Annotated in this window: 18 protein-coding genes; 6 read left to right on the top strand and 12 right to left on the bottom strand. The window is 63.1% G+C overall.

All coding sequences use genetic code 11. From position 1 onward, the window contains the following. The first annotated feature begins 42 nt into the window (after positions 1-42). Both gyrB and EOA19_RS04285 read left to right on the top strand, forming a co-directional pair. Entirely contained in the window at positions 43-2,514 is a 2,472-nt protein-coding gene (gene gyrB, locus EOA19_RS04290) for a DNA topoisomerase (ATP-hydrolyzing) subunit B (RefSeq protein ID WP_128302797.1), read from the top strand. A 232-nt stretch (positions 2,515-2,746) separates the two neighbouring features. Continuing rightward, the gene (locus EOA19_RS04285) at positions 2,747-3,664 is read left to right on the top strand and encodes a hypothetical protein (RefSeq protein ID WP_023811499.1); all 918 of its coding nucleotides are present in this window, start codon (positions 2,747-2,749) and stop codon (positions 3,662-3,664) included. Between the two features lie 97 nt (positions 3,665-3,761). On the opposite strand, the gene EOA19_RS04280 is transcribed toward EOA19_RS04285, so the two are convergent. From EOA19_RS04280 to EOA19_RS04230, 11 genes are all read right to left on the bottom strand, one after another. Then, positions 3,762-5,237: a hypothetical protein gene (locus tag EOA19_RS04280; protein WP_128302796.1), complete on the bottom strand. Its 1,476-nt coding sequence runs from the start codon at positions 5,235-5,237 to the stop codon at positions 3,762-3,764. Positions 5,238-5,370: 133 nt separating this feature from the next. Next, positions 5,371-6,768 carry an NAD(P)(+) transhydrogenase (Re/Si-specific) subunit beta gene (locus tag EOA19_RS04275; protein WP_128302795.1) on the bottom strand — a complete coding sequence of 466 codons (1,398 nt, stop codon included), beginning with the start codon at positions 6,766-6,768 and terminating at the stop codon, positions 5,371-5,373. A gap of 6 nt (positions 6,769-6,774) precedes the next feature. Beyond that, positions 6,775-7,203 carry a proton-translocating transhydrogenase family protein gene (locus EOA19_RS04270; RefSeq protein ID WP_023813594.1) on the bottom strand — a complete coding sequence of 143 codons (429 nt, stop codon included), beginning with the start codon at positions 7,201-7,203 and terminating at the stop codon, positions 6,775-6,777. Beyond that, on the bottom strand, positions 7,200-8,480 hold the full coding sequence (locus EOA19_RS04265) for a Re/Si-specific NAD(P)(+) transhydrogenase subunit alpha (protein WP_128302794.1): 1,281 nt from the start codon (positions 8,478-8,480) through the stop codon (positions 7,200-7,202). Before EOA19_RS04265 ends, EOA19_RS04270 begins: the two co-directional genes overlap by 4 nt. 85 nt (positions 8,481-8,565) lie before the next feature. After that, positions 8,566-8,790, bottom strand: coding sequence for an aa3-type cytochrome c oxidase subunit IV (locus tag EOA19_RS04260; RefSeq protein WP_128302793.1), 225 nt, complete (start codon positions 8,788-8,790; stop codon positions 8,566-8,568). 209 nt (positions 8,791-8,999) lie between these two features. After that, the gene (locus EOA19_RS04255) at positions 9,000-9,149 is read right to left on the bottom strand and encodes a DUF3096 domain-containing protein (protein ID WP_013528205.1); all 150 of its coding nucleotides are present in this window, start codon (positions 9,147-9,149) and stop codon (positions 9,000-9,002) included. Positions 9,150-9,269: 120 nt separating this feature from the next. Then, on the bottom strand, positions 9,270-10,049 hold the full coding sequence (locus EOA19_RS04250) for a hypothetical protein (protein WP_013528206.1): 780 nt from the start codon (positions 10,047-10,049) through the stop codon (positions 9,270-9,272). Positions 10,050-10,349: 300 nt separating this feature from the next. Beyond that, entirely contained in the window at positions 10,350-12,662 is a 2,313-nt protein-coding gene (locus tag EOA19_RS04245; RefSeq protein ID WP_128302792.1) for an EAL domain-containing protein, read from the bottom strand. A 144-nt stretch (positions 12,663-12,806) separates the two neighbouring features. Beyond that, complete coding sequence (locus EOA19_RS04240) at positions 12,807-16,301, bottom strand: indolepyruvate ferredoxin oxidoreductase family protein (RefSeq protein WP_128302791.1); 3,495 nt, start codon at positions 16,299-16,301, stop codon at positions 12,807-12,809. Between the two features lie 218 nt (positions 16,302-16,519). Beyond that, positions 16,520-17,056 (bottom strand): hypothetical protein, encoded by a 537-nt coding sequence (locus EOA19_RS35170; protein ID WP_206638000.1) that lies wholly within the window; start codon positions 17,054-17,056, stop codon positions 16,520-16,522. Next, the gene (locus tag EOA19_RS04230; protein ID WP_128302790.1) at positions 17,049-17,660 is read right to left on the bottom strand and encodes a CGNR zinc finger domain-containing protein; all 612 of its coding nucleotides are present in this window, start codon (positions 17,658-17,660) and stop codon (positions 17,049-17,051) included. The genes EOA19_RS35170 and EOA19_RS04230 overlap by 8 nt, the downstream gene beginning before the upstream one ends. Before the next feature lie 148 nt (positions 17,661-17,808). Between EOA19_RS04230 and EOA19_RS04225 the strand changes: the two genes are divergently transcribed. From EOA19_RS04225 to EOA19_RS04210, 4 genes are all read left to right on the top strand, one after another. Next, positions 17,809-18,714, top strand: coding sequence for a branched-chain amino acid ABC transporter permease (locus EOA19_RS04225; protein ID WP_128302789.1), 906 nt, complete (start codon positions 17,809-17,811; stop codon positions 18,712-18,714). A gap of 190 nt (positions 18,715-18,904) precedes the next feature. Continuing rightward, entirely contained in the window at positions 18,905-19,489 is a 585-nt protein-coding gene (locus EOA19_RS04220) for a TRAP transporter small permease subunit (RefSeq protein WP_127412900.1), read from the top strand. Further along, positions 19,489-21,270 (top strand): TRAP transporter large permease subunit, encoded by a 1,782-nt coding sequence (locus EOA19_RS04215; protein ID WP_128302891.1) that lies wholly within the window; start codon positions 19,489-19,491, stop codon positions 21,268-21,270. The genes EOA19_RS04220 and EOA19_RS04215 overlap by 1 nt, the downstream gene beginning before the upstream one ends. Positions 21,271-21,288: 18 nt before the next feature. Next, positions 21,289-22,317 (top strand): zinc-dependent alcohol dehydrogenase family protein, encoded by a 1,029-nt coding sequence (locus EOA19_RS04210; RefSeq protein ID WP_164892838.1) that lies wholly within the window; start codon positions 21,289-21,291, stop codon positions 22,315-22,317. A gap of 85 nt (positions 22,318-22,402) precedes the next feature. Here the strand turns inward: EOA19_RS04210 and EOA19_RS04205 are convergent, their stop codons facing one another. Continuing rightward, positions 22,403-23,512: a TRAP transporter substrate-binding protein gene (locus EOA19_RS04205; RefSeq protein ID WP_013528215.1), complete on the bottom strand. Its 1,110-nt coding sequence runs from the start codon at positions 23,510-23,512 to the stop codon at positions 22,403-22,405. Positions 23,513-23,546: the final 34 nt, after the last annotated feature.

Below are 23,546 nucleotides of genomic sequence, written 5' to 3'. Positions count from 1 at the left end.
GTTTTTCGCGCCGTGCAAGCGGCATCCAGACAACAGGTTTTCATGAGCGATCAGATCGACAACAACAACGGCGCTGAAGCCGAATACGGCGCCGATTCCATCAAGGTTTTGAAGGGGTTGGATGCTGTCCGCAAACGCCCCGGAATGTATATCGGCGATACCGACGACGGTTCGGGCCTGCATCACATGGTCTATGAAGTGGTCGACAACGCCATCGACGAGGCGCTGGCCGGTCACGCCGACCTCGTCACCGTGACGCTAAACCCCGACGGTTCGGTCACCGTGATCGACAATGGCCGCGGAATTCCGACCGATATCCACACCGGAGAAGGCATTTCGGCGGCCGAAGTGATCATGACGCAGCTGCATGCCGGCGGCAAGTTCGACCAGAATTCCTACAAGGTCTCGGGCGGCCTGCATGGCGTCGGCGTGTCGGTGGTCAACGCGCTGTCGGCGTGGCTGAAGCTGAAAATCCGCCGCAACGGCCAGATCTTCGAGATGAGTTTCACGCATGGCAATGCCGACGCACCGCTGAAGGCGACCGGCAGCTATGAGCAGGACAAGCAGCCGGGCACCTATGAGGGCCGCAGCGGCAGCCAGATCACCTTCTTCCCGTCGTCTGAGACCTTCACCATGGTCGAGTTCGACTTCGGCACGCTGGAACACCGGCTGCGCGAGCTTGCCTTCCTCAATTCCGGCGTGCGCATCATTTTGACCGATGCCCGTCACGCCGATGTCGTGCGCCATGAACTGCACTATGATGGAGGCCTCGAAGAATTCGTCAAATATCTCGACCGGGTCAAGAAACCGCTGATCGACAAGCCGATCGCCATCAAGGCCGAGCGCGACGGGATCACCGTCGAAGTGGCGATGTGGTGGAACGACAGCTACCACGAGAACGTGCTGGCCTTCACCAACAACATCCCGCAGCGCGATGGCGGCACGCATCTGGCCGGCTTTCGCGGCGCGCTGACGCGCCAGATCACCGGCTATGGCGAATCGTCGGGCCTGACCAAGAAGGAAAAGGTCTCGCTGATCGGCGACGATTGCCGCGAAGGCCTGACGGCGGTGCTTTCAGTCAAGGTTCCAGATCCGAAATTCTCCTCGCAGACCAAGGACAAGCTGGTCTCGTCGGAGGTCCGTCCTGTCGTCGAAGGCCTGGTCAACGAAGCGCTCGGCACCTGGCTTGAAGAACATCCGAGCGAAGGCAAGGTGGTCGTCGACAAAGTGATCCAGGCCGCGGCGGCGCGTGAAGCGGCGCGCAAGGCGCGCGATATCACCCGCAAGAGCTCGCTCGGCGTCACTTCCCTGCCCGGCAAACTGGCCGACTGCCAGGAACGCGACCCGGCGAAGTCCGAAATCTTCATCGTCGAGGGTGACTCCGCCGGCGGCTCGGCCAAGGGCGGCCGTTCGCGCCAGAATCAGGCCATTCTTCCGCTGCGCGGCAAGATCCTCAATGTCGAGCGGGCCCGCTTCGACCGCATGCTCGGCTCCGACATGATCGGCACGTTGATCACGGCGCTCGGGACCTCGATCGGCAAGGACGAGTTCAACGCCGACAAGCTGCGCTACCACAAGATCATCCTGATGACCGACGCCGATGTCGACGGCGCCCATATCAGAACCTTGCTGCTGACCTTCTTTTTCCGGCAGATGCCGGAGCTGATCGAGCGCGGCCATCTCTACATCGCCCAGCCGCCGCTCTACAAAGTGACGCGCGGCAAGAGCTCGCAATACATCAAGGACGAGAGCGCGTTCGAGGAGTTCCTGATCGGCTCGGGACTGGAGGAAGCATCGCTTACCCTCGGCTCGGGCGAGGTTCGCATCGGACAGGACCTGCGCGGAGCCATCGACGACGCGCTGGCGGTGCGCCAGCTGATCAACGGCCTGCACACGCGCTACAACAGAGGCGTCGTCGAGCAGGCGGCGATCGCCGGCGGGCTCAACCCGGACGTGTTCACCGATCTCGGCCGCGCCAACGACATGGCGGAGCGGATTGCAAAACGCCTCGACATCATCGCCGAGGACACCGAGCGCGGCTGGACCGGCCGCATGTCGACCTCGAATGAAGGCGTCGGCGGCTATGTGTTCGAGCGCACGGTGCGCAGCGTCAAGGAATACGCGCATCTCGACCTGGCGCTGATCAATTCGGCCGACGCACGCCAGCTCGACCGCTACGCACAGCGCCTCAGCGAGGTCTACGGGTCGCCGCCGGTGCTGCGCCGCAAAGATGTCTCCGAAACCATCTCGGGGCCGCTGGCGATGCTCAACGCGGTCTTTGCGACCGGCCGCAAGGGCCTGACGATGCAACGCTACAAGGGTCTCGGCGAGATGAACGCCGAACAGCTGTGGGAAACCACGCTCGATCCGAACGTGCGCTCGCTGCTGCAAGTCAAGGTCAATGACGCGACCGATGCGGATTCGCTGTTTTCGCGGCTGATGGGCGATGAGGTCGAACCCAGGCGCGAGTTCATCCAGGACAACGCGCTGTCGGTCGCCAATCTGGACATCTGATCTGGACATCAAATCTGAATTGGCGCGCTGCGGCGCGCCAATGTTCCGCTGGCGGCAAGAAAATCATTTTACAACGCGCCGGAACGGAAGTTCCCTTGGAACATTGTGACAACATCGATTCACAATATTCTAACAGGAGGCCTCCATGGGACGTGGCATTTTGCTCTGGTTGCTCGGCATTCCGATTCCGATCATCATTCTGATCATGCTGTTCGTACGATAGGGGGCTTCCATGCAGTCCACCCTGTCGGCGGTCGATGTTTCCGCCTCAACCGAGTCCTCCTCCACCGCCGTCAGCTGGGGACCGATCATCGCCGGAGCGTTCGCGGCCTCGACATTGACCCTCATCCTCATGCTGCTCGGTTCGGGGCTGGGATTGAGCATGGTGTCGCCATGGTCGGGATCGGGCGCATCTGTGACCACTTTCGCGGCGTCCACCGCGATCTGGCTTGTCATCGTGCAATGGCTGTCCTCCGGCGTCGGCGGCTATCTTGCCGGACGCCTGCGCACCAAATGGGTCGGCATCCACACCGATGAAGTCTATTTCCGGGACACCGCACACGGCTTTCTTGCCTGGGCGCTGGCCACGTTGCTCGTCGTCGGCGTGCTTGGCTCCGCGCTTTCCGCTGCGATAGGCTCAGGCGTGCAGGCGGTGTCCACCATCGCGTCTGGCGCGGCCATGGGCGCATCGGCGGGAGCTTCGGCCAATGCCGACAGCACATCGGCAGACAATGCGACCTCCTACCTGGTGGATTCGCTGTTCCGTCCGGCTGATCCGGGCAGGCTGGCTGCCGCCAATCCGGACAGCGATGCGGCTGCGGTCGGTCAGGCTTCGCGCATCCTGATCGCCGGTGCAGCGGCAGGCGAGGTTTCCGCAGACGACAAAACGTATCTGTCGCAGCTGGTCGCCGTCCGCACAGGGCTTTCTGAAGCAGACGCCAGGACCCGGGTGGATGCCGTCCTCGCCAAGGCTCAGGACGCCAAAGTCAAGGCGCAGCAGGCCGCCGACACCGCCAGGAAGGCCAGTGCGACGTTTGCCCTGCTTGGTGCGCTCTCGCTGGCCATCGGCGCCTTTATCGCCAGTGCCGCCGCGGCCCTCGGAGGCAGGCAGCGCGACGATGAGGAAGCGGTTTTTATCGCCAACCGCTGAACTGCACTTGCAACAAAGCCACTCCGGCCCGCCCGGAGTGGCTTTGCTTTGAATTGTCGCACAGCGTTGCCTCGACCCCGTTCGCTGAAGTCCGTTCCTATTTTCGGGGAGGAATCGTCGGTGCTTCGGCTTGGCTCGGCTCCAGTTTGCGACCGAGGTCGACCGCGTCGCGCAGCACGGCTAGATGCGAGCGCGGCCGATCGCCGACCTCGACACCGGTCGCCGTCAACGACCAGTACAGCGTGTGGGTGAAGACACGGCCGAGGCAACCGCGTAGCTCGACCTGGATGTTCTCCACGCCCGGGCCGAAATTCTCCGCCATCGGCCCGGAGATCGGATCCCCCGTCAGCCAACCGTTGCCGCGGTCGAAGATATTGGTCCAGCGCGTCGCAGCAAACACCGCGCCATGATGCACCGCGCGCTGCGGCTTGCCCGAAGAACGGTTGCGCCCTTCCTGATAAAGCAATGTGCCACCGGCCGCCGCTCCCTCGGCGACCGGCGGACATGCCGAGAACAGACGCTCGGCGATGCCGCGTCTGAATTCGGCGAGATTGTGCGTCACCAGAAATTCGCTGTGGGTCAGCGGGCTGCCAAGCGTGACGAAATCGCTGATCTTCCAAGGCCCATGGTTGTCGTCCTTGGTGCGCAGTTGGCGATAGAGTTCCCACTGATGGCGCCTGAAGCCGGCAAGATCGTCCAGGCTGCCGGGCCATGCCGAGCCGGCGACGAGCGTCGCCTTGTCGATGGCGTGGATCGCCTTCAGTTTCGCCTTGTCGCGGATGGCCTCCAGTTTTCGGGGCCTGAAATCGGCCCACAAGATCTGCAGCAGGTCATAGGCGATCATCGACCCGAGGCTGTGCGAGACCAGCACGATGCGATCGTAGGTATCGTCCATCATCAGACACTTCAGCAGCTTCAGACCACGGCTGCGGATCAGAGCCCGCTTCTCGACGGTTGCAGCTTCAGCGCGCACATAGGCCGCGACATCGCCGAAATAGGGAAGGCCAAAACGATCCACTGACCAGATGACGAACGAGGCCAGGATGGTGACGAGCGCGCCGACGGTCCACGAAATTTGCTGCTGCCAAACCGACGTCGCAAGCGCGAGAGCCGCGACCAGAACGATGATGACGGCCAGAAGCGTGACCAGATAGAGCTTTCGGGCGTCGGGTGGTATGTCGGCGGGCTTGCGCCACAGCAGGTTTGTCACCCAGGCGGCAAGTCGGCCCCGCGTCGTGCCCTGCGTGATGTCGGCCCAGTAGAGCTCGTAGAAATCGGTGCGGCGGCCATCGACATCGTAAGGCGTGGTGATCCGGCGAAGTTCGTATGAATTGGTCCGGCTGTCGGGTGTGATCCAGCTCTGGTTGATCTTCGCGCCGGCGGGGTCGGCCGGATCGGCGACATGGGCATAAAACGGCGCGCGACTGGGGTCATGGCTCCAGACGGCGCTGACAAAGCCGCGCAGCGTATCCATCGGCCGCTGTTCGCCCATGCCATGCACGATCACCACCGCCTGGCCAGGCTTGCGCGGCGGTTTTCCGACGGGCGGCGGTGCGATGATGGGGTCGGGCACCAACGTCTCCGTTGACGACAATCCCGTCGGTGGGACAGGAATTCGTCATCGTAGCCCCGAACAGCCGACACGCCAAGAAAAAGCCCGGCACGAGGCCGGGCGCATCCTGGCTTGTCTCAGTGCCGATCGCCGATCAGTGATCCATCGCCTTGACGATCTCTTCGGTCATCTTCTTGGCGTCGCCGAGCAGCATCATGGTGCTGTCCTTGTAGAACAGCGTGTTGTCGATGCCGGCATAGCCGGAACCAAGCGAGCGCTTGACGAACAGGCAGGTGCGGGCCTTGTCGACGTCGAGGATCGGCATGCCGTAGATAGGGCTGCTCTTGTCGTCCCGCGCGGACGGATTGGTGACGTCGTTGGCACCGATGACATAGGCGACATCGGCCTGCGCGAACTCGGAGTTGATGTCCTCGAGTTCGAACACTTCGTCGTAGGGCACATTGGCTTCGGCGAGCAGCACGTTCATGTGGCCGGGCATGCGGCCGGCGACCGGGTGAATGGCGTACTTCACGTCGACGCCATTGGCCTTGAGCTTGTCGGCCATTTCGCGCAGCGCGTGCTGCGCCTGGGCAACCGCCATGCCGTAGCCCGGCACGATGATGACTTTCTGGGCGTTCATCATCAGATAGGCGGCGTCGTCGGCCGAGCCCTGCTTGACCGTGCGTTCGATGCCGTCGTCGGCCTGAGCTGCCGTCTCGCCGCCGAAGCCGCCGAGAATGACGGAGATGAAGCTTCGGTTCATGCCCTTGCACATGATGTAGGACAGGATCGCGCCGGATGAGCCGACCAGCGCACCGGTGATGATCAGCGCCAGATTGCCGAGCGTGAAGCCGAGGGCCGCAGCTGCCCAGCCCGAATAGGAGTTGAGCATCGAGACGACGACCGGCATGTCGGCGCCACCGATCGGGATGATCAGCAGGATGCCGAGCACCAGCGAGGCGGCAACGATCAGCCAGAAGACCAGCTTCGATTCCGTGGTGACCAGCAGCACGATCAGCACGACGAGCGCGATGGCAAGTGCCGCGTTGATGAAGTGGCGTCCGCCGATCATGATCGGCTTGCCCGACATGCGGCCATCGAGCTTGAGGAAGGCGATGACCGAGCCGGTGAAGGTGATGGCGCCGATGGCGACGCCAAGGCTCATCTCGATCAGCGCCTGGGCGTGGATGTCACCATCCGTGCCGATGCCAAAACTTTCCGGCGCATAGATGGCGGCGGCCGCCACCATGACGGCGGCGAGGCCGACCAGCGAGTGGAAGGCGGCGACCAGTTGCGGCATCGAGGTCATGGCGATGCGCCGCGCGGTGACGGCGCCGACGCCGCCGCCAATGGCAAGGCCGAGCACGATGAGGCCGAAGCGGCCCGCTGACGGGGTTGCCAGCGCCAGCGTGGTGGCGATGGCGATGCCCATGCCGATCATGCCATAGAGATTGCCCTGGCGACTGGTGGTCGGATGCGACAGGCCGCGCAGCGCCATGATGAACAGAACGCCGGAGACGAGATAGAGGAAGGACGCGAAGTTGGCGTTCATGGCGCTCTACTTGTCCTTCTTCTTGTACATGGCCAGCATGCGCTGGGTGACGAGGAAGCCGCCGAAGATGTTGACCGACACCAGCATCAGCGCGACGAAGCCGAAGCCCGCGGCAATGCCGGAGGCGGCGATGCCGACGGCAAGCAGCGCGCCGACGACGATGACCGAGGAGATGGCGTTGGTGACGGCCATCAGCGGCGTGTGCAGTGCGGGGGTCACCGACCAGACGACGTAGTAGCCGACGAAGATCGCCAGGACGAAGATGGCGAAGCGGAAGACGAAGGGATCGATGGCGCCCCCGGAGAGCGCATGCGCAGCATCACCCGCAGCGTCTGCACCACCAGGCGCGGTCGCCATGTTTTGCACCGCCAGCCGGACGGCGGCGGAAGCCTGGTCGAGCTGGTCCAGGGCTTTCTGCAGGGTCTGGTCCATCACGCGATCCCTTTCGGCTTCGACGAGGGCGACTTGGAGGCGGCCGCCTTCTTGGGCGCGGCTTTCTTGGGCGAAGCGTCGGCGACCATGGTCTTGGCCGGGATCGCGGCAGGCTCAACATATTGGCCCTTTGGCGGCTGCTGATCGGCTTTCACGAAAGCCGGATGAACCACCTTGCCGCCATCGGTCAGCATCGTCGCCTTGACCAGATCGTCGTCGCGGTTGATGGCAAGCGTCTTGGTCGTCTTGTCGACCAGCGTTTCCAGGAAGGCAAACAGGTTTCTGGCATAAAGCAGCGAGGCTGACGCCGCGATGCGGCCGGGCACATTGAGGTGGCCGACGATTTTTACCCCATTGGCCGTTGTCACCACCTGGCCCGGTACAGCGCCCTCGACATTGCCGCCGCGCTCGACCGCCAGATCGACGAGAACCGAGCCCGGCTTCATCGAAGCGACCATCGCCGCCGATACCAGCTTGGGCGCCGGCCGGCCGGGAATAAGCGCGGTGGTGATGACGATATCCTGCTTGGCGATGTGCTCTGATGTGAGTGCCGCCTGCTTGGCCTGATATTCCTTCGACATTTCCTTGGCGTAGCCGCCGGCCGTTTCGGCCGCCTTGAATTCCTCGTCCTCGACCGCAAGGAACTTTGCGCCGAGCGAGGCGACCTGTTCCTTGGCGGCGGGGCGAACGTCGGTGGCGGTGACGACCGCACCAAGCCGGCGCGCGGTGGCGATCGCCTGCAGGCCGGCAACGCCGACGCCCATGATGAAGACCTTTGCTGCCGGCACCGTGCCCGCCGCCGTCATCATCATCGGCAAGGCGCGGTCATATTCAGAAGCCCCGTCGATCACCGCCTGGTAGCCGGCAAGATTGGCCTGCGAGGACAAGACGTCCATCGACTGCGCCCGGGTGATGCGTGGCATGAATTCCATCGAGAAAGCGGTGACGCCAGCCTTGGCCAGGGCTGCCACAGCGGCATCATTGCCATAGGGATCCATGATGGCAATGACCGCTGTACCGGGTTTGTAGCTCTTCAGCTCGGCATCGCCGGGCCGACGCACCTTCAGCACCACATCGGCCTTCGCGGCATCGGAACCCTTGCCGATGGCAGCGCCGGCGCTCGCATAGTCGGCATCGACGATGCGCGAATTCAGACCGGCACCGGCCTCGACGACGACGTCGAAGCCCAACGCCGCCAGCCGTTTCACCGTATCGGGCGAGGCCGCGACGCGCGGCTCGTTGGCATCGAGTTCACGAGGGATGAAAACCGTCTGTCCCACCGCATGATCCTTTCGGCCGGAAGCTATTTCCCGCAAGACGCCGGCCGGCCTCGCGGCGGCGCCGTGGACAAGGTGTCGGAAAAATCTATCGGAGGATAAAGGCGCCGACGGCCAGAACCAGCACGAACAAGATGGTCGCCGAGAAGAAGCCGCCCGCGAAGAAGCCGAAGGCCATCGCCACGAGCAGGGCGCCGCAAAACAGCGAGCCGTACTTGGCCAGCGCGAGGAAGCCCGCATAGGTGCGGTCATGCTCGGCATAGTCCATCTTCGCGCCCAGTTCGACAGGACCGGTCGGCGAGTGATCAGCCATAGGAATACCCCTTCGAAGACATCTTTCAGGCACATAGCGAAAAGCCGGGCCGAGAGCAATGGCGCTATTGCCGCACAACTACCGACAACTGCCTCAAAGAAAGGTTGAAGCCGGCTGCCGACGCGCGACGGAGTCCGATCGCTGGATTCCGGCGCTTGATGCGGAAAGATGCTCCGAAGGCGGACGCTTGCGTGGCCTAAGCCGGCGCCTCAGCCGGCTAGATGCGGAAATAGCCCGAGCAACCCGACGACGATCAGATAGAGCGCGACGATGTAGTTCAACAGCCTTGGCATGACCAGGATCAGCACACCGGCGATCAGCGAGATGAGCGGGGTTAGCGCAAGTGTGGAAATGGTCATGGCAGGTTCCCTCAAAAACTTCAGGATCGACCCGGAGCGCTGCTCGTGGCCGCACCCAGAACGCCGAAGTCGCCAAAAGGCTCCCTGTCGGCCCTGCAAAATCGTGTGAATCCTGCCGTATCAGGCGGCTTCGTGATAGTACTTTGCCGTGGGCAGGATGGTCAGCGGCGCGAGTTCTCCGACATGCGGCGTATCGAACAGCATGCGCTGTTCCATTGGCGTCGAGCGGAAGAACGGGAACCGTGAGAAGGACCGCTCGCGGATGGCGTTGACGTCGGCGCGGTAGAGCACGACCTTGTTGAAAACGCCCGGATAGGCGCGCGACTCGCTGATCTTCTCCGAGTAGTAGATACGCTTGTAGAAGCCGGCGTGATCCTCACGAATGGTCGACAGGCAGTAGGGCGCGTTGAAATGGAAGCACGCCATGCCGGCCAGCCGCAGGGTCAGGTAAGGAATCTGCGGGTAGACGCGCGACCATTCGGGATCGGACGCAAAACGGCTGGGGCAGATGAAGCTCAGCCCGTCACGAAGCATCGGCATGACGATGTCGCCAAAGGCCTTGGTGGAAGGCGACATCGGCGTCGCCAAGGTGACGTGATGGATACGCAGCGTGCTGACGAGTTCCTGGTCGATATAGACCCCGAAGCGGTAGACATTCGGTGCCTCGTCGAGCTCATCGTGAATGGTATGGTTTTCGTTGTCGGGAACCATATCGTTCGAGCGATATGACTTGTAGCGCAGGCGGTAGATGTCCTCGAGATCTTCGCCCTTGTCGCAGCGGCGGTACTCTGTCCGCTCAAGCATCGCCGAGACGTTGCGGGCGAAGCTGGACATGGTGTCGGCGGCGTCCTTGCCGTCCTCGCCCGTCACGGGACGAAGCGAACTCAACTGCACAATCATCAACTCAATCCCCGTACGTTGCCGCCGCGATCCGACACTACGACAGGGTCCTGGGATGTAAAAGATGAAAATGGGAAGCAGCCCGTTTACCAGTCGTTAAGGTTAACGATTGCTAAAATAAGACTAAAATAGTGCTTTTCTTGATTTTCTGCGTCGCGACGGGGAAAGAGCATATCTCGGACATGACGGGAAGCGGCGGAAATTTTGGCATGGCCCGCGACGTGCAGGAAACCTCGAGCCTCTTGAAGGAAACAGGGATGGGCTCTCAGTGCCTGGGCACCATGCGCCATACGCCGCAAATCAGCGACGTACCGCCTTTTTGGCGGTCCTGATATCCTTGGCGAAGGGCCATACGGTGTTCGACATCGTCTCGATGCCGGAAGCGCTGAGCGCCGAACCGAACAGGAACCCCTGGACAAGATCAGGCTTGACCTGCAGCGCCAGGATCTTGAGCTGCTCGAAGGTCTCGACCCCTTCGACGGTCACCGAAAGCCCCAGCGGCCGCGAAAGGTTGACGATGCCCTTGAGCAGCTCGAGCGAACGGGGATTCTGGGTAACGTCCATCAGGAACGAGCGGTCGATCTTGATCTTGTCGAGCGGCAGCTTGTGCAGGTAGCTCAGGCTCGAATAGCCGGTGCCGAAATCGTCGAGCGCGATGCGCACGCCAAGTTGCTTCAGCTCCTCGATATACTGGCGCGTCAGCGACTTGTCGTCGAGCAGCGCCGTTTCGGTGACCTCGATCTCGAGCCGGCTGGCGGCGAGGCCGGTGCCGGCCAACGCATCGTGAACCTTCTGGATGACATCGCGGCTGCGGAAATCCTTGGCGGAGAGATTGACCGAGACGCTGGTCTGGTCGGGCCATTTGGCGCATTCGGCGCAGGCTGCCTGCAGCACGAAGGTGCTGATCTCGGAAATGATGCCCATTTCCTCGGCCAGTGGAATGAAGATGCTGGGCGAGATCGGCCCGAGATCGGGATGATCCCACCGGCACAGCGCCTCGCAGCTGGCGATGCGCATGGTGCTCATCGCCACGATCGGCTGATAGACCACCCGCAGGCTCTTGCTTTCCACGGCTGTGCGCAGATCCGCCTTCATCAGCTGACGGTTGCGGAAAGCGGCATCCATCGAGGCTTCGAACAGCCGCCAGCTGTTCTTGCCGAGCTCCTTGGCCTTGTAGAGCGCCAGGTCCGCCTTGACGATCATGGCGTCGACATCGGTATCCTTGACCCGCGACAGTACCGCGCCGCCGCTGGCCTGGATGCGCAGCCCGTGACCGGCGACGTCGACTTCCCCTTGCAAGCCGGCGAAAATCTCGTCGAGCTGGCTTGTCAGATGGCTCTCATCCTCGACGCGGTCGAAGAAGATCATGAACTCGTCGCCACCGAAACGGCTGACCGTGATATCTTGCCTGGCAATGGCGGCAAGCCGCTCGGCAACGGCATAGATCAAGCCGTCGCCGATCGGATGACCAAGCGTGTCGTTGACGCTCTTGAAATCGTCGAGGTCGAGCACCGCCAGGCCGCAGAGACGATCGCGATCGCCTGATACCATGGCCTCGCCGACCAGTTCATGGAAATAGGCGCGGTTGGGCAGGCCGGTGAGGTTGTCGTAACGTGCCATGAAGCGGATCTTGTCTTCCGCCTCGACACGGGCGGTGACGTCCTCGAAGGTGATGACGCCCAGTTCCTGGCTGCCTTCGCGAGCCGAGAACTCATAATGCTGGCCGTTGGCGAGGGAAACCAGCACCTTGCGGTCGCGGCCCTCGCGCAGGGCACGCGTCAGCTGGGCCTCGATGTAGCGGCAATCCTTGGGCGCCAGCATGCCGCCGGCGACACCGCGCATCAACAGACCATGGATCGACCGGCCGAGCAGCGCATCGGGCGACTTGAGCGACATCAGATGCGCGGCCTCGGCATTGGCCACCGCGACGCGGCCGTCCGGGCCGAGCATGACAAGGCCGTGCGACATGGTGTTGAGCGCCCGGTTGAAGCGCTGGGCGATGCGGTTGGCCTTCTTTTCTTCCGAGACGGCCGCAAAAAGCACATCGCGTACGGTGTTGGCGAATTTCCGGATGGCGAACAGGAACGGCGCCGACAGGAGCCCGAGGAGGACATGGTAGATGTCGCCGCGCAGCAGGAAGCCCAGCGAGATCGGCCAGGTCAAGGCAATGGTCAGGATGGTGACCATGCGTGGCGAGCCGTAGTTGCGGCCGGCGATGGAGGTCGCCGTCGCAAGCGTCAGGCAAACGGAGGCGATTTCGGCGAAACCGTCGCGCGCGAAATAGATGCCGAGCAGGCAGAAGGCGCCAAGCGTCAAGCCATGCAGGGAGCCATAGAGAATGTAGTCATTCTCACGCTTGTGCGCTTCTTCCCAGGTCGTCGGCGAAGGCATGCTGTTGTATTTTCGAAAGTTTCTCATGCGGAACACACCGACGAGAACCATCGAGATGGCGACCAGCAAATACCGCGGATCGCCGTTCTTCCACCAGACAAGGCCGATCAGGAAAGTCTGCGCGAGAATGCCGATCGAAAGCGTCAGCCCGTCGCGAAACAGGGTTTCCACGAACGGAATGTAGACGTCGACCGGAATCTCGTTCTTTTTTCTCAGATTCAACGCCTGAATCCCAACCCTGGGGAGCCAAGCAGTGCCACATCCGCCTTAAGAAAGATTTAGAGAGACCCCCGCGCTCCTGCCGTCAAGCCGAGTGACGTAACGGAAAGCAAGGAAACTGTCGTTCAGGTAAACAAGGCGTATCGATCATTCGGCGGCCTGAAGTTCGGGCCGCGCCGGCGTACTCGACAGGCGTTCGAGCAGCCTTTGGCGTTCGCTCGAAGCCTTGTCGGCGCTGGCTCGACGGACGTGGCCGTAGCCGCGAATGAGGGCAGGCACCGAAGCCAATGCAGCCGCCGCATCGACCCTGGCCGGGGCCAGCGATCCGGCGATGAGCTCCAGATCCGCCTCGTACCGCGCCAGCAGCTGCCGCTCCATGCGCCGTTCGGCGGTGTAGCCGAACAGGTCGAAGGCGGTGCCGCGCAGGCCCTTCATCGCCGCCAGAACCCGAAAGCCCTTCATCATCCACGGACCGAAGCTTGATTTCCTCGGGCTGCCGTCATTGCCACGACGGCCCATGATCGGCGGAGCGAGGTGGAATTCGAGCTTTTCATAGCTCTGGAACTGTTTTCCAAGTTCGGCGACGAAAGAGCCGTCCGTGTAAAGACGCGCCACCTCGTATTCGTCCTTGATCGCCATCAGCTTGAACAGGTTCCTGGCGGCTGCCTGCGCCACCGCAGTCGAACCCGGCACGGCCTTCGCTTCGGCGGCGCGCAAAACGGCCAGCTTTTCGGCATAACGCTTGCCGTAGGCCGTATTCTGATAGGCGGTTAGGAAGGCGACGCGGCGGGCAATGATGTCGTCCAGCGTCTCGGCGATATCCGTGGCCTGGTCGGCCTTTCCAGCCACGGCCGGACCCGGCTGGGCAACGAGCCGGCGCACGAAATCCGGCTGATAGGCAGCACGACGTCCCCAGCGGAAAGCGGCGATGTTCATCGCCACGGCTTCGCCGTTGAGCTCGATCGCCTTTTCGACGGCCTCGGCCGACAATGGCAGGCCGCCGTGCTGGAAGGCAAAGCCGAGCATGAACATGTTGGCGCCGAGCGAATTGCCGAAAAGTGCCGTGGCGGTGCGGGTGGCGTCGAAGAAATGCGCCTTGTCGTCGCCCGCTGCCGCGCGGATCGCCTTTTTCAGCCGCTCTGTCGGCAACGAAAAATCGGCCGAGCGGGCGAATTCGCCGGGCATGATCTCGGCGGTGTTGGCGACGAAGATGGTGTGGCCCTCGCGCACAGCGGTCAGCACCTTCTTGGCGCCCGACACGACGAGATCGCAGCCAAGCACCAGATCGGCCTTGCCGGCCGAAACGCGGATGGCATGGATGTCGTCCGGGGTGCGGGCGATGCGGACATGCGTGAACACCGAGCCACCCTTCTGGGCGAGGCCGGCCATGTCGATCATGCCGCAGCCCTTGTCCTCGAGATGCGCCGCCATGCCAAGCACCGCACCGACGGTGACGACGCCGGTGCCGCCGACGCCATCGATGATCGCCGCCCAGCCCTGCTCGCCAAGCGGGAATTGCGCCGGCACGGGCACGCCTTCCAGCGGATCGGCCTTGCTGGCAAGGCCCTCGGCCTTGCGGATCTTAGCGCCGTGCACGGTGACGAAGGACGGGCAGAAGCCGTTGACGCAGGAGAAATCCTTGTTGCAGCTCGACTGGTCGATCTTGCGCTTGCGGCCAAATTCGGTCTCGACCGGCTGGATCGAGACGCAGTTCGACTGCACGCCGCAATCGCCGCAGCCTTCGCAGACCAGTTCGTTGATGAAGACCCGCTTGTCGGGATCGGGGAAGGTGCCGCGCTTGCGGCGACGGCGCTTTTCGGCGGCGCAGGTCTGGTCGTAGAGCAGCACCGAAACGCCCTTGACCTCGCGCAGCTCGCGCTGGACGAGATCGAGGTCGTCGCGGTGATGGATGGTGGCGCCGGCCGGGAATTCGGCCTTGCCGGCATATTTGCCGGGCTCATCGGTGACGATGGCGATGCGGTCGACGCCTTCGGCGCGCACCTGCCTGGCGATCATGTCGACGGTCAGGCCGCCTTCGTGCGGCTGGCCGCCGGTCATGGCGACGGCGTCGTTGTAGAGGATCTTGTAGGTGATGTTGGCGTCGCTCGACAGCGCGAAGCGGATCGCCAGCGTACCGGAATGGTTGTAGGTGCCGTCGCCAAGATTCTGGAAGATGTGCTCGCGCTTGGAGAACGGCGCCTGGCCGACCCATTGCGCGCCCTCGCCGCCCATGGCCGTGAAGCCGACGGTGTTGCGGTCCATCCACAGCGCCATGAAGTGACAACCGATGCCGGCCGCGGCGATAGAGCCGTCCGGCACCTTGGTGGACGAATTGTGCGGGCAACCGGAGCAAAAGAACGGCGTGCGCGAGCCGATGTCGGTGGCCTCGGTGAGCATTGCCTGGAACTGGCGCAGTTTTGCCACCCGCGCCGAAATCTCTTCGGACGGGCCGATGGTCCTGACGATCCTCTCGCCAAGCGCGATGGCGATCTCGTTGGGATCGAGCGCGCCCTTGGCCGGAAACAGCCAGTCGCCGCGCTCGTCCTTCTTGCCGATAATGACTGGTTGGGTGGCAGTGCCATAAAGGCTTTCGCGCAACTGCACCTCGATCAGCGAGCGCTTCTCCTCGACGACGACAATGGTGTCGAGGCCTTGGGCGAAATCGGCGATGTGATGTAGGTCGAGCGGCCAAGGGCAGCCTACCTTGAACAGCCGCACCCCGATGCGGTTGGCGGCCGCCTCGTCGATGCCGATGTCGTCCAGCGCCTGGCGGACATCGAGGTAGCTCTTGCCGAGCGTGATGATGCCGATCTTCGGGTTGCGGCCGCCCGAATAGACGATGCGGTTCAGCCCGTTGGCAAGGATGAAGGCGGAGGCCGCGGCGCGCTTGTGCTCATGCAGCCGCTCCTCCTGGCCGAGCATGTCGATCTCGTGGCGGATGTTGAGACCGCCAGGCGGCATGTCGAAGTCCGGCACCACAATGTTCAGCCGCTCGAGCGAGGCATCGACCGAGGCGGTCGATTCGATGTTGTCCTTGACACATTTGATCGCCGCCCAGGTACCGGCAAAGCGCGACATGGCAAAGCCGTAGAGCCCGTAATCGATGATCTCCTGGACACCGGCGGGATTGAGGATCGGCACCATCGTGTCGACGAACAGGAATTCGGTGGCATGCGCGTTGGTCGAGGATTCGGCCATATGGTCGTCGCCCATCAAGGCGAGCACACCGCCATGCTTCGACGAGCCGGCGAGGTTGGCATGGCGGAACACGTCGCCTGAGCGGTCAACGCCCGGCCCCTTGCCGTACCAGACCGAAAAGATACCGTCATGGGTGCCCTCGCCCAGCAGTTCCGTCTGCTGCGCGCCCCAGCAAGCGGTGGCGGCAAGCTCCTCGTTGAGACCCGGCTGGAAGACGATGTCAGCCTGGGCGAGCTGTTTCTTCGCCTTCCACAGCTGCATGTCGAGGCCGCCGAGCGGCGAACCGCGATAGCCGGAGACGAAGCCGGCCGTGTTCAAGCCGGCGCGGCGATCGCGCTCGCGCTGCATCAGCAGCATGCGGATGACCGCCTGCGCGCCGGACAGGAAGATGCGCTCCTTTGCGAGATCGAACTTGTCGTCGAGCGCGACGTCGTGCAGCGTCATCAGGCATTTCCTCTGCGGAGGCCACGCGGGGCAGGCAGCCAACGTCGGGGTCGGATGACGCATCCTTTCTCCCCTTGCAAGGCAGGTCAAACAAAATCGCAGATGCCAGGCAACGCGCAACGAACAGTCCGCGGCCATCCTGAATAGGGTATGAAACGATCCGCGGACATTGCCCGGCGCACGAAAATTTCAGCTGCGGCCCGGATGGCCGCGACGCGTCAGCCGCCCTTCGAGCAATCCGGCTTCGGTTCGCCCGGCAGCTTGCCGTCGGGATGGCCGACGAGATCGGGGTTGGCGGTGTAGAGCTGATCGATGACCAGCGGCCGGTCGGGCAGGATCGACTGGTCTTCCGTCGACATCAGCGTGGTATCGATCTTCTGCAGGACCGCGCCGTCGGCGCCCTTGATGCTGATGGCAATCGCATAGGGCTTGTTCTTGACGACGCAGGTCAGTGCCGGGCTCTCCAGCGTCACCTTGTCGAGCTTCGGCCAGACCTTCTGCTCGACCACCAGAGGCACGCCGCCGGCGGGATCCTGGAAGCTGGCGACCGCGACCTGGCCCTCTCCCATCGGCTTCAGCGGCCGCAGGGTCACGACATAGGTCGCCCTGGCAAGGCGGTAGTTGAAGACGAATATCTTGCCGGAAATCTCGAACAGCTTGCCTTCGTCATTGCCGGTATCGCGGCAGGCGCCGAGCGCAACGGCCGCGATGAGTGCCGCGCCGACAAGGATCGAATGGGAAAGGCCGCTACGCATTCTTGACCTCATTTTCCGCCATGCGACGGCGACGATAGTGACGGCTTGCCTTCTGCCTGTTGCCGCACACCGCCATGTCGCACCAAAGGCGGCTGGAATTGCGGCTTCTGTCGACGAACAGCCAGGTGCAGTTGGGACAGATCCTGAGCCTCGCGACGGTGTCGTCGCGCAGAAGGGACAGCGCCGAAACCGCCAGTGCCGCCTCGAAGGCGATCGGAGTCAGGGGATCACCGAAGGGCCTCCCCGGCGCACCGATCTCGGTCCGGCTGCCGGCAAGGCCATCGCCGCAGGCTCTCAGGAATCCGGGCAGATCAGTGGTGGCAACCGCGCCCTTCGACGCCGCATCACGAAACAGCCGGTCCGTCGCCTCGCGGATCGACAGCACGACGGGCGCGATCGCCACCGCCGAGGATACCGCCAGCGGCCTTTCGCCAAGTTCGGCGGCGCGAAAGCGGCTCGCCGCATCGGCGAAGCGGGCAATCTCGGCCGGGTCGTCGAAGCGATCGAACGTCCGCTCCGGATCGCCGCGCAGCACGACGGTGTTCGCCGTGTCGAGCGCAAGCAAGCCGCCGGTGAAGCGGTGCGGGGTCCAGGATACCGTCATGCCTAGAATCTAACCGATAAATCGCATTTGACAAGTTAGATTTAGCGATGCACCCTCACTCCGGGATGCGGTGATCTCCGCAGCCTTTTGAGCATGTCGTTGGCCAGAACCGCTTCGCACTTTTGGGCGGCATGCTTCGAGGTTTTGCATGCTCTATTTCTTCCAGCAGGTGCTGAACGGGCTGCATTCGGGCGCGCTTTATGCGCTGCTCGCCTTTGGTTATGTGCTGACCAACGGCATCCTGCACCGCACCAATCTCGCCTATGGCGCATTGTTCGCCTTTTGCGGCCAGACGATGATCCTGACCGCGGCCTTCGGCTATCAGATGCTGTGGCTGACGCTGCTGGCGGCGGTGGCGCTCGGCGTCGTGGCGGCTTTCCTTTATGCCGCGCTGATCAGCCACGTGCTGTCGCGCAGTGTCTTCGAACCTTTGGCCGACCGCACGCCAAATGCGATCGTGGTGACGACGCTCGGCATCCTGTTGCTGCTGTCCGAAGCGAGCCGCATCGCCGCCGACACGCATGATCTGTGGCTCCCGCCGATGCTGGCGCAGCCTATCGTTTTCGCGCAGGGCGCGACCTTCAAGGCGACGCTGACGCTCATCCAGCTCATCGACTGTGCGGTGGTGCTGACGGCAATCGTGCTGGCCAGCTGGGCGTTTGCCCGGTCGAGCTTCGGCCGGCGCTGGCGTGCCGTCTCCGACGACCCCAAGGCAGCCGCGATGTGCGGCGTCGACGTACGCGCGGTGTTCCGGCACGCGGTGCTGTTCGGCGGCTTCTGCGCCGCGCTGGCCGGTGTGATGGCCGGGCTCTATTACGGCAATGTCAGCTTCGGCTCAGGCCTCGTCTACGGGCTGAAAATCCTATTCGTGACGGCGGTCGGCGGCTATCTCTCGCCACCGCGCGCAGCACTCGGCGCGGCCGCCTTCGGCATGGCCGAATCGCTGTGGGCCGGCTATTTCCCGGTCGAATGGCGCGACGCGTGGATGTATCTGTTCCTGGTCACGACGCTGATCCTGATCGGCGCCGGCCGCGACACCGGCAAAATCGCCTGAAAAGGTCAGACTTTGGTTGCATGACGCGAGGGCAGATCGCCGGTATCGGGCACTGTCTGCCATGCGATGATATTTGCTGCCTCTATGCTTGTTGACCCGTCAGTCCACGCGCGGCATACCGTTGGACCACGCGGCGTGACGGACAAAAAAGGGGGGAGCCGGCACGCCTCCGGTACAAGGGAGGAAATGCATGGCAGGGCTTCTTGCTCTATCCAGGACTATTGATCGCGCCAACGAATTCATCGGCAAATGGATATCGTGGCTGATCCTGCTGGCGATCCTGGTGAGCGCCGCCAACGCCATTATCCGCAAGGTGTTCGACATATCCTCGAACGCCTGGCTCGAGCTGCAATGGTACCTGTTCGGCGCCGCCTTCATGTTAGCCGCCGCCTATACGCTGAAGCAGAACGAACATATCCGCATCGACATCGTCTACGGCCTGTTTTCACGCCGCGTACAGCACTGGATCGACCTGCTCGGGCATCTCTTCTTCCTGATGCCGTTCGTGACGCTGATGGTGATCTATTTCGTGCCCTATGTGTCGCTGTCGTTTCGCAGCGGCGAGATGTCCAACAATTCCGGCGGGCTGATCATCTGGCCGGCCAAGGCCATCCTGCTCATCGGTTTTTTCCTGCTCGCGCTGCAGGGCATCTCCGAAATCATCAAGAAGATCGCCATCATGCGCGGAGACATGGACGACCCCAATCCCTTCATATCGGTGCATGAGCAGGCCGAACTCGAAGCCAAGGCGCTGGCCGACGAGGTGCGCTCGTGATGGAGTTCATCGCGCAGAACATGGCGCCGATCATGTTCGCCTCGCTGATCATCTTCCTGCTGATCGGCTACCCCGTCGCCTTTTCGCTGGCCGCCAACGGCTTGATGTTCTTCTTCATCGGCGTGCTGCTATCCCCCTATTCCGGAGGATCGATCAACCTCGCCTGGCCGCTCCTGCACGCATTGCCGGATAATTTCTACGGCAGCCGGGTGATGTCGAACGACACGCTGCTGGCCATCCCGTTCTTTACCTTCATGGGCATCGTGCTCGAGCGGTCGGGTATGGCCGAAGACCTGCTCGACACGATCGGCCAGCTGTTCGGGCCCATCCGAGGCGGCCTCGCCTATGCGGTGATCTTCGTCGGCGCGCTCTTGGCGGCGACCACCGGCGTGGTGGCGGCTTCCGTCATCGCCATGGGCCTGATCTCGCTGCCGATCATGCTGCGCTATGGCTATGACCGCCGGCTCGCATCCGGTGTCATCGCTGCCTCCGGCACGCTTGCCCAGATCATCCCGCCGTCGCTGGTGCTGATCGTGCTTGCCGACCAGCTCGGCCGCTCGGTCGGCGATATGTACGCGGGCGCGTTGATCCCGGGCCTCGTGCTCACCGGCCTCTATATGTCCTACATCCTGATCATGTCGATCATCCGGCCGAACTCGATGCCGGCGCTGCCGCTCGAGGCTCGTACACTCGGCCATGGCGTGATGTCGCTGCTGGTGGCTTTGCTGGTCACATCAGCGGTTTCCTACGCGGCGTATCGTTATCTGGCGCCGGCGCATGGCGACAATGCCGACATTCTCGGCGCGACGGCCGGAGTGCTGTTCATCTACATCGTCGCCATTGCCGACAAACGCCTGAACTTCAACATGATGTCCAGGCTCGCGCAGCAGGTGATCATCGTGCTGATCCCGCCACTGGCGCTGATCTTTCTGGTGCTGGGCACCATCTTCCTGGGCATCGCCACGCCGACCGAAGGCGGCGCCATGGGCTCGGTCGGCGCCTTGTTCATGGCGGCGGCCAAGGGGCGCTTGTCGCTTGACGTCGTCAAGCAGGCGCTGGCCTCGACGACAAGGCTGTCGTCCTTCGTGCTGTTCATCCTGATCGGCGCACGGGTGTTCTCACTGACCTTTTACGGCGTCAACGGCCATATCTGGGTCGAGCACCTTTTGACGTCGCTGCCGGGCGGCGAGGTCGGCTTCCTGATCGGCGTCAACATGCTCGTCTTCTTCCTCGCCTTCTTCCTCGACTTCTTCGAATTGGCGTTCATCATCGTACCACTGCTGGCGCCCGCCGCCGACAAGCTCGGCATCGACCTGATCTGGTTCGGCGTGCTCCTGGGCGTCAACATGCAGACCAGCTTCATGCACCCGCCCTTCGGCTTCGCGCTGTTCTACCTGCGTTCGGTGGCCGCGCGCGTGCCCTATCTCGATCGTCTCACCGGCAAACAAATCGCGCCGGTGACCACCGGACAGATCTATTGGGGCGCGGTGCCCTTTGTCTGCATCCAGGTGATCATGATCGGCTTGACCATCGCCTTCCCGCAAATGGTGATGCACTACAAGGGAACGACCGTCGATCCGGGCACCATCGACTACAAGGTACCGGAGGTGCCCGGCCTGTCGCCGCTCGGCACGCCGCCGGCGGATGGAGCGGCGCCCGCTGGTGGCGGCACGGCGCCGGCAGCTCCCGACCTTTCGCAACCGCCCAGTTTCGGCGATCCGACACCGGCAAAGCCGGCAGCGCCACAGCCTGACCTGTCGCAACCGCCAAGCTTCAACTGAACCGGCATGGTCAAAACCATGAAAGCGGTGCGGCTGGAAGCAGTGGGCGGCATCACGCTGCGCGACGTCGACATGCCTGACATCGGTGCGGATGAGCTACTGGTGCGCATCGAAGCCTGCGGCGTCTGCGGCACGGATCGGCATCTGTTTCACGGCGAGTTTCCGTGCACGCCGCCGGTGACGCCCGGCCATGAATTCTCCGGCATCGTCGAGGCGGTCGGAAAATCCGTCTCCGGCTTTGCCGTCGGCGACCGCGTCACCGGCGATCCCAACATCGCCTGCGGGCGTTGCGCGCATTGTCATGCCGGGCGGGTCAACCTCTGCAGCAATCTGCGCGCCATCGGCATTCATCGCGACGGCGGCTTTGCCGAATATCTTGCCTTGCCGCAGAAGCAGGCTTTCGTCCTGCCTGCGGGCCTCGATCCCATGCACGGTGCCTTCTGCGAGCCGCTCGGCTGTTGCCTGCATGGCGTCGACCTTGCCGGGATCAAACCGGGCAGCTCGGTGGTCGTGCTTGGCGGCGGCGTGATCGGCCTGCTCACCGTGCAGCTGGCAAGATTGGCGGGAGCCACGACCATCATTCTGTCGACCAGGCAAGCTTCGCGGCGCGCGCTCGCCAGGGATTTCGGCGCGACAGCGACGGTCGATCCGACTGCCGCCGATGTCGTCGACGCCATCGCCGGGCCAGCCGGCCTGGCGCCGGGCGGAGCCGACGTGGTGTTCGAATGCGCGGGCGTGCGAGAGACCGTCGAGCAGTCGATGCGGCTGGCCCGCGCCGGTGGCACGGTCGTCATCGTCGGCGTGACGCCGCAAGGCGTGAAAGCTGAATTCGAGCCGTTCGACCTGCTGTTCCGGGAACTGAAGGTGCTCGGTTCCTTCCTCAATCCCTACACCCATCGCCGCGCCGCCGAACTCATCGCTTCCGGTGCGATAGAGATCGACAGGCTGATCTCCAGGCAGGTGTCGCTTGAAGAAGCGCCAGCGGTGATCGCCAATCCGCCGGCCCCCGGCGAGGTCAAGGTTCTGGTGGTCCCGCGCCGAGGCTGAACCGCCGGCTTCGCCTCCCGGGATATACAGAAAAGCTCCCTGAGCAGGTTCCGCCCAGAGAGCTTTTGAGCAGAAGTCCGGCCGACTACAGCTTGCCGTTGCGCTGCTGGACCATCATGAAGGTGTCGTAATTGTATTCGGCCACCTGCGCCCAGAGATAGTGCTCCTTGCGGAAGCCCTTGATCGATTCCCAGATCTTCTTGAACGGGGCGTTGGAGGCTTCCATTTCGGTATAGACCTCGTTGGCCTTTTCGAAACAGGCAGCCATGATCTCCTGGCTGAACGGGCGCAGTTTCGCGCCGCCGGCCACCAGTCGCTTCACCGCCGCAGGGTTCAGATAATCGTATTTCTGCAGCATGTTGGCGTCGGCCGCCTGCGCGGCAGTGTGCAGCAGCGACTTGTACGTCGGCGAAAGTTCTTCGTACTTCGCCTTGTTGAACATCAGGTGGACGGTCGGGCCGCCCTCCCACCAGCCGGGATAATAATAATAGGGCGCGACCTTGTAGAAGCCGAGCTTCTCGTCATCATAGGGACCAACCCATTCGGCCGCGTCGATGGTGCCTTTCTCCAGCGCGGGATAGATATCACCGCCGGCGATCTGCTGCGGCACGACGCCGAGTTTCTGCACCACCTTGCCGGCAAAACCGCCGATTCGCATCTTGAGGCCGGAAAGGTCGGCCACCGTGTTGATTTCCTTGCGGAACCAGCCACCCATCTGGACGCCGGTGTTGCCGCCCGGCAGGCCGAAAAGGCCCTGCGTGGCGAGAAACTCGTTGAACAGGTCGATGCCGCCGCCGTGGTAATGCCAGGCATTCATGCCGCGTGCGTTGAGCGAAAAGGGAACCGCCGCACCGAGCGCCCATGTCGGGTCCTTGCCCCAGTAATAATATGCCACCGTATGGCAGGCCTCGACCGTGCCGGCCGTGGTGGCGTCGGCGGCCTGCAGGCCAGGCACCAGCTCACCGGCAGCAAAAACCTGGATCTGGAAATTGCCGTCGGTGGCTTCCGACAGCATCTTCGAGAACACCTCGGCGCCGCCATAGATGGTATCGAGCGACTTCGGGAAGGACGATGCCAGCCGCCATGTCACCTTGGGATTGGACTGGGCGATGGCAGGCGCCGCCAGCGTGGCCGCCGCCGCCGCGGCACCGACGCCGGTGACACCGGCCTTGCGAATGAATGAACGACGATCCATGAACTTCCTCCCTTTTGGATCAACAGGCCGACGT

This window comes from Mesorhizobium sp. M7A.F.Ca.US.010.02.1.1, from assembly GCF_004023085.1.
Taxonomy (GTDB): Bacteria; Pseudomonadota; Alphaproteobacteria; order Rhizobiales; family Rhizobiaceae; genus Mesorhizobium.
Note: the sequence above shows the minus strand (reverse complement) of the source record. Positions and strands in the feature narration are given on the sequence as shown.

What these genes read in the sequence shown, in the direction of transcription:
- EOA19_RS04260 (WP_128302793.1), bottom strand. Translation starts at nt 8,790, where the DNA reads ATGGCTGATCACTCGCCGACCGGTCCTGTCGAACTGGGCGCGAAGATG.
- EOA19_RS04215 (WP_128302891.1), top strand. Translation starts at nt 19,489, where the DNA reads ATGGAGTTCATCGCGCAGAACATGGCGCCGATCATGTTCGCCTCGCTG.
- EOA19_RS04220 (WP_127412900.1), top strand. Translation starts at nt 18,905, where the DNA reads ATGGCAGGGCTTCTTGCTCTATCCAGGACTATTGATCGCGCCAACGAA.
- EOA19_RS04275 (WP_128302795.1), bottom strand. Translation starts at nt 6,768, where the DNA reads ATGAACGCCAACTTCGCGTCCTTCCTCTATCTCGTCTCCGGCGTTCTG.
- EOA19_RS04255 (WP_013528205.1), bottom strand. Translation starts at nt 9,149, where the DNA reads ATGACCATTTCCACACTTGCGCTAACCCCGCTCATCTCGCTGATCGCC.
- EOA19_RS04285 (WP_023811499.1), top strand. Translation starts at nt 2,747, where the DNA reads ATGCAGTCCACCCTGTCGGCGGTCGATGTTTCCGCCTCAACCGAGTCC.
- EOA19_RS04240 (WP_128302791.1), bottom strand. Translation starts at nt 16,301, where the DNA reads ATGACGCTGCACGACGTCGCGCTCGACGACAAGTTCGATCTCGCAAAG.
- EOA19_RS35170 (WP_206638000.1), bottom strand. Translation starts at nt 17,056, where the DNA reads ATGCGTAGCGGCCTTTCCCATTCGATCCTTGTCGGCGCGGCACTCATC.
- EOA19_RS04210 (WP_164892838.1), top strand. Translation starts at nt 21,289, where the DNA reads ATGAAAGCGGTGCGGCTGGAAGCAGTGGGCGGCATCACGCTGCGCGAC.
- EOA19_RS04225 (WP_128302789.1), top strand. Translation starts at nt 17,809, where the DNA reads ATGCTCTATTTCTTCCAGCAGGTGCTGAACGGGCTGCATTCGGGCGCG.
- gyrB (WP_128302797.1), top strand. Translation starts at nt 43, where the DNA reads ATGAGCGATCAGATCGACAACAACAACGGCGCTGAAGCCGAATACGGC.
- EOA19_RS04230 (WP_128302790.1), bottom strand. Translation starts at nt 17,660, where the DNA reads ATGACGGTATCCTGGACCCCGCACCGCTTCACCGGCGGCTTGCTTGCG.
- EOA19_RS04250 (WP_013528206.1), bottom strand. Translation starts at nt 10,049, where the DNA reads ATGATTGTGCAGTTGAGTTCGCTTCGTCCCGTGACGGGCGAGGACGGC.
- EOA19_RS04205 (WP_013528215.1), bottom strand. Translation starts at nt 23,512, where the DNA reads ATGGATCGTCGTTCATTCATTCGCAAGGCCGGTGTCACCGGCGTCGGT.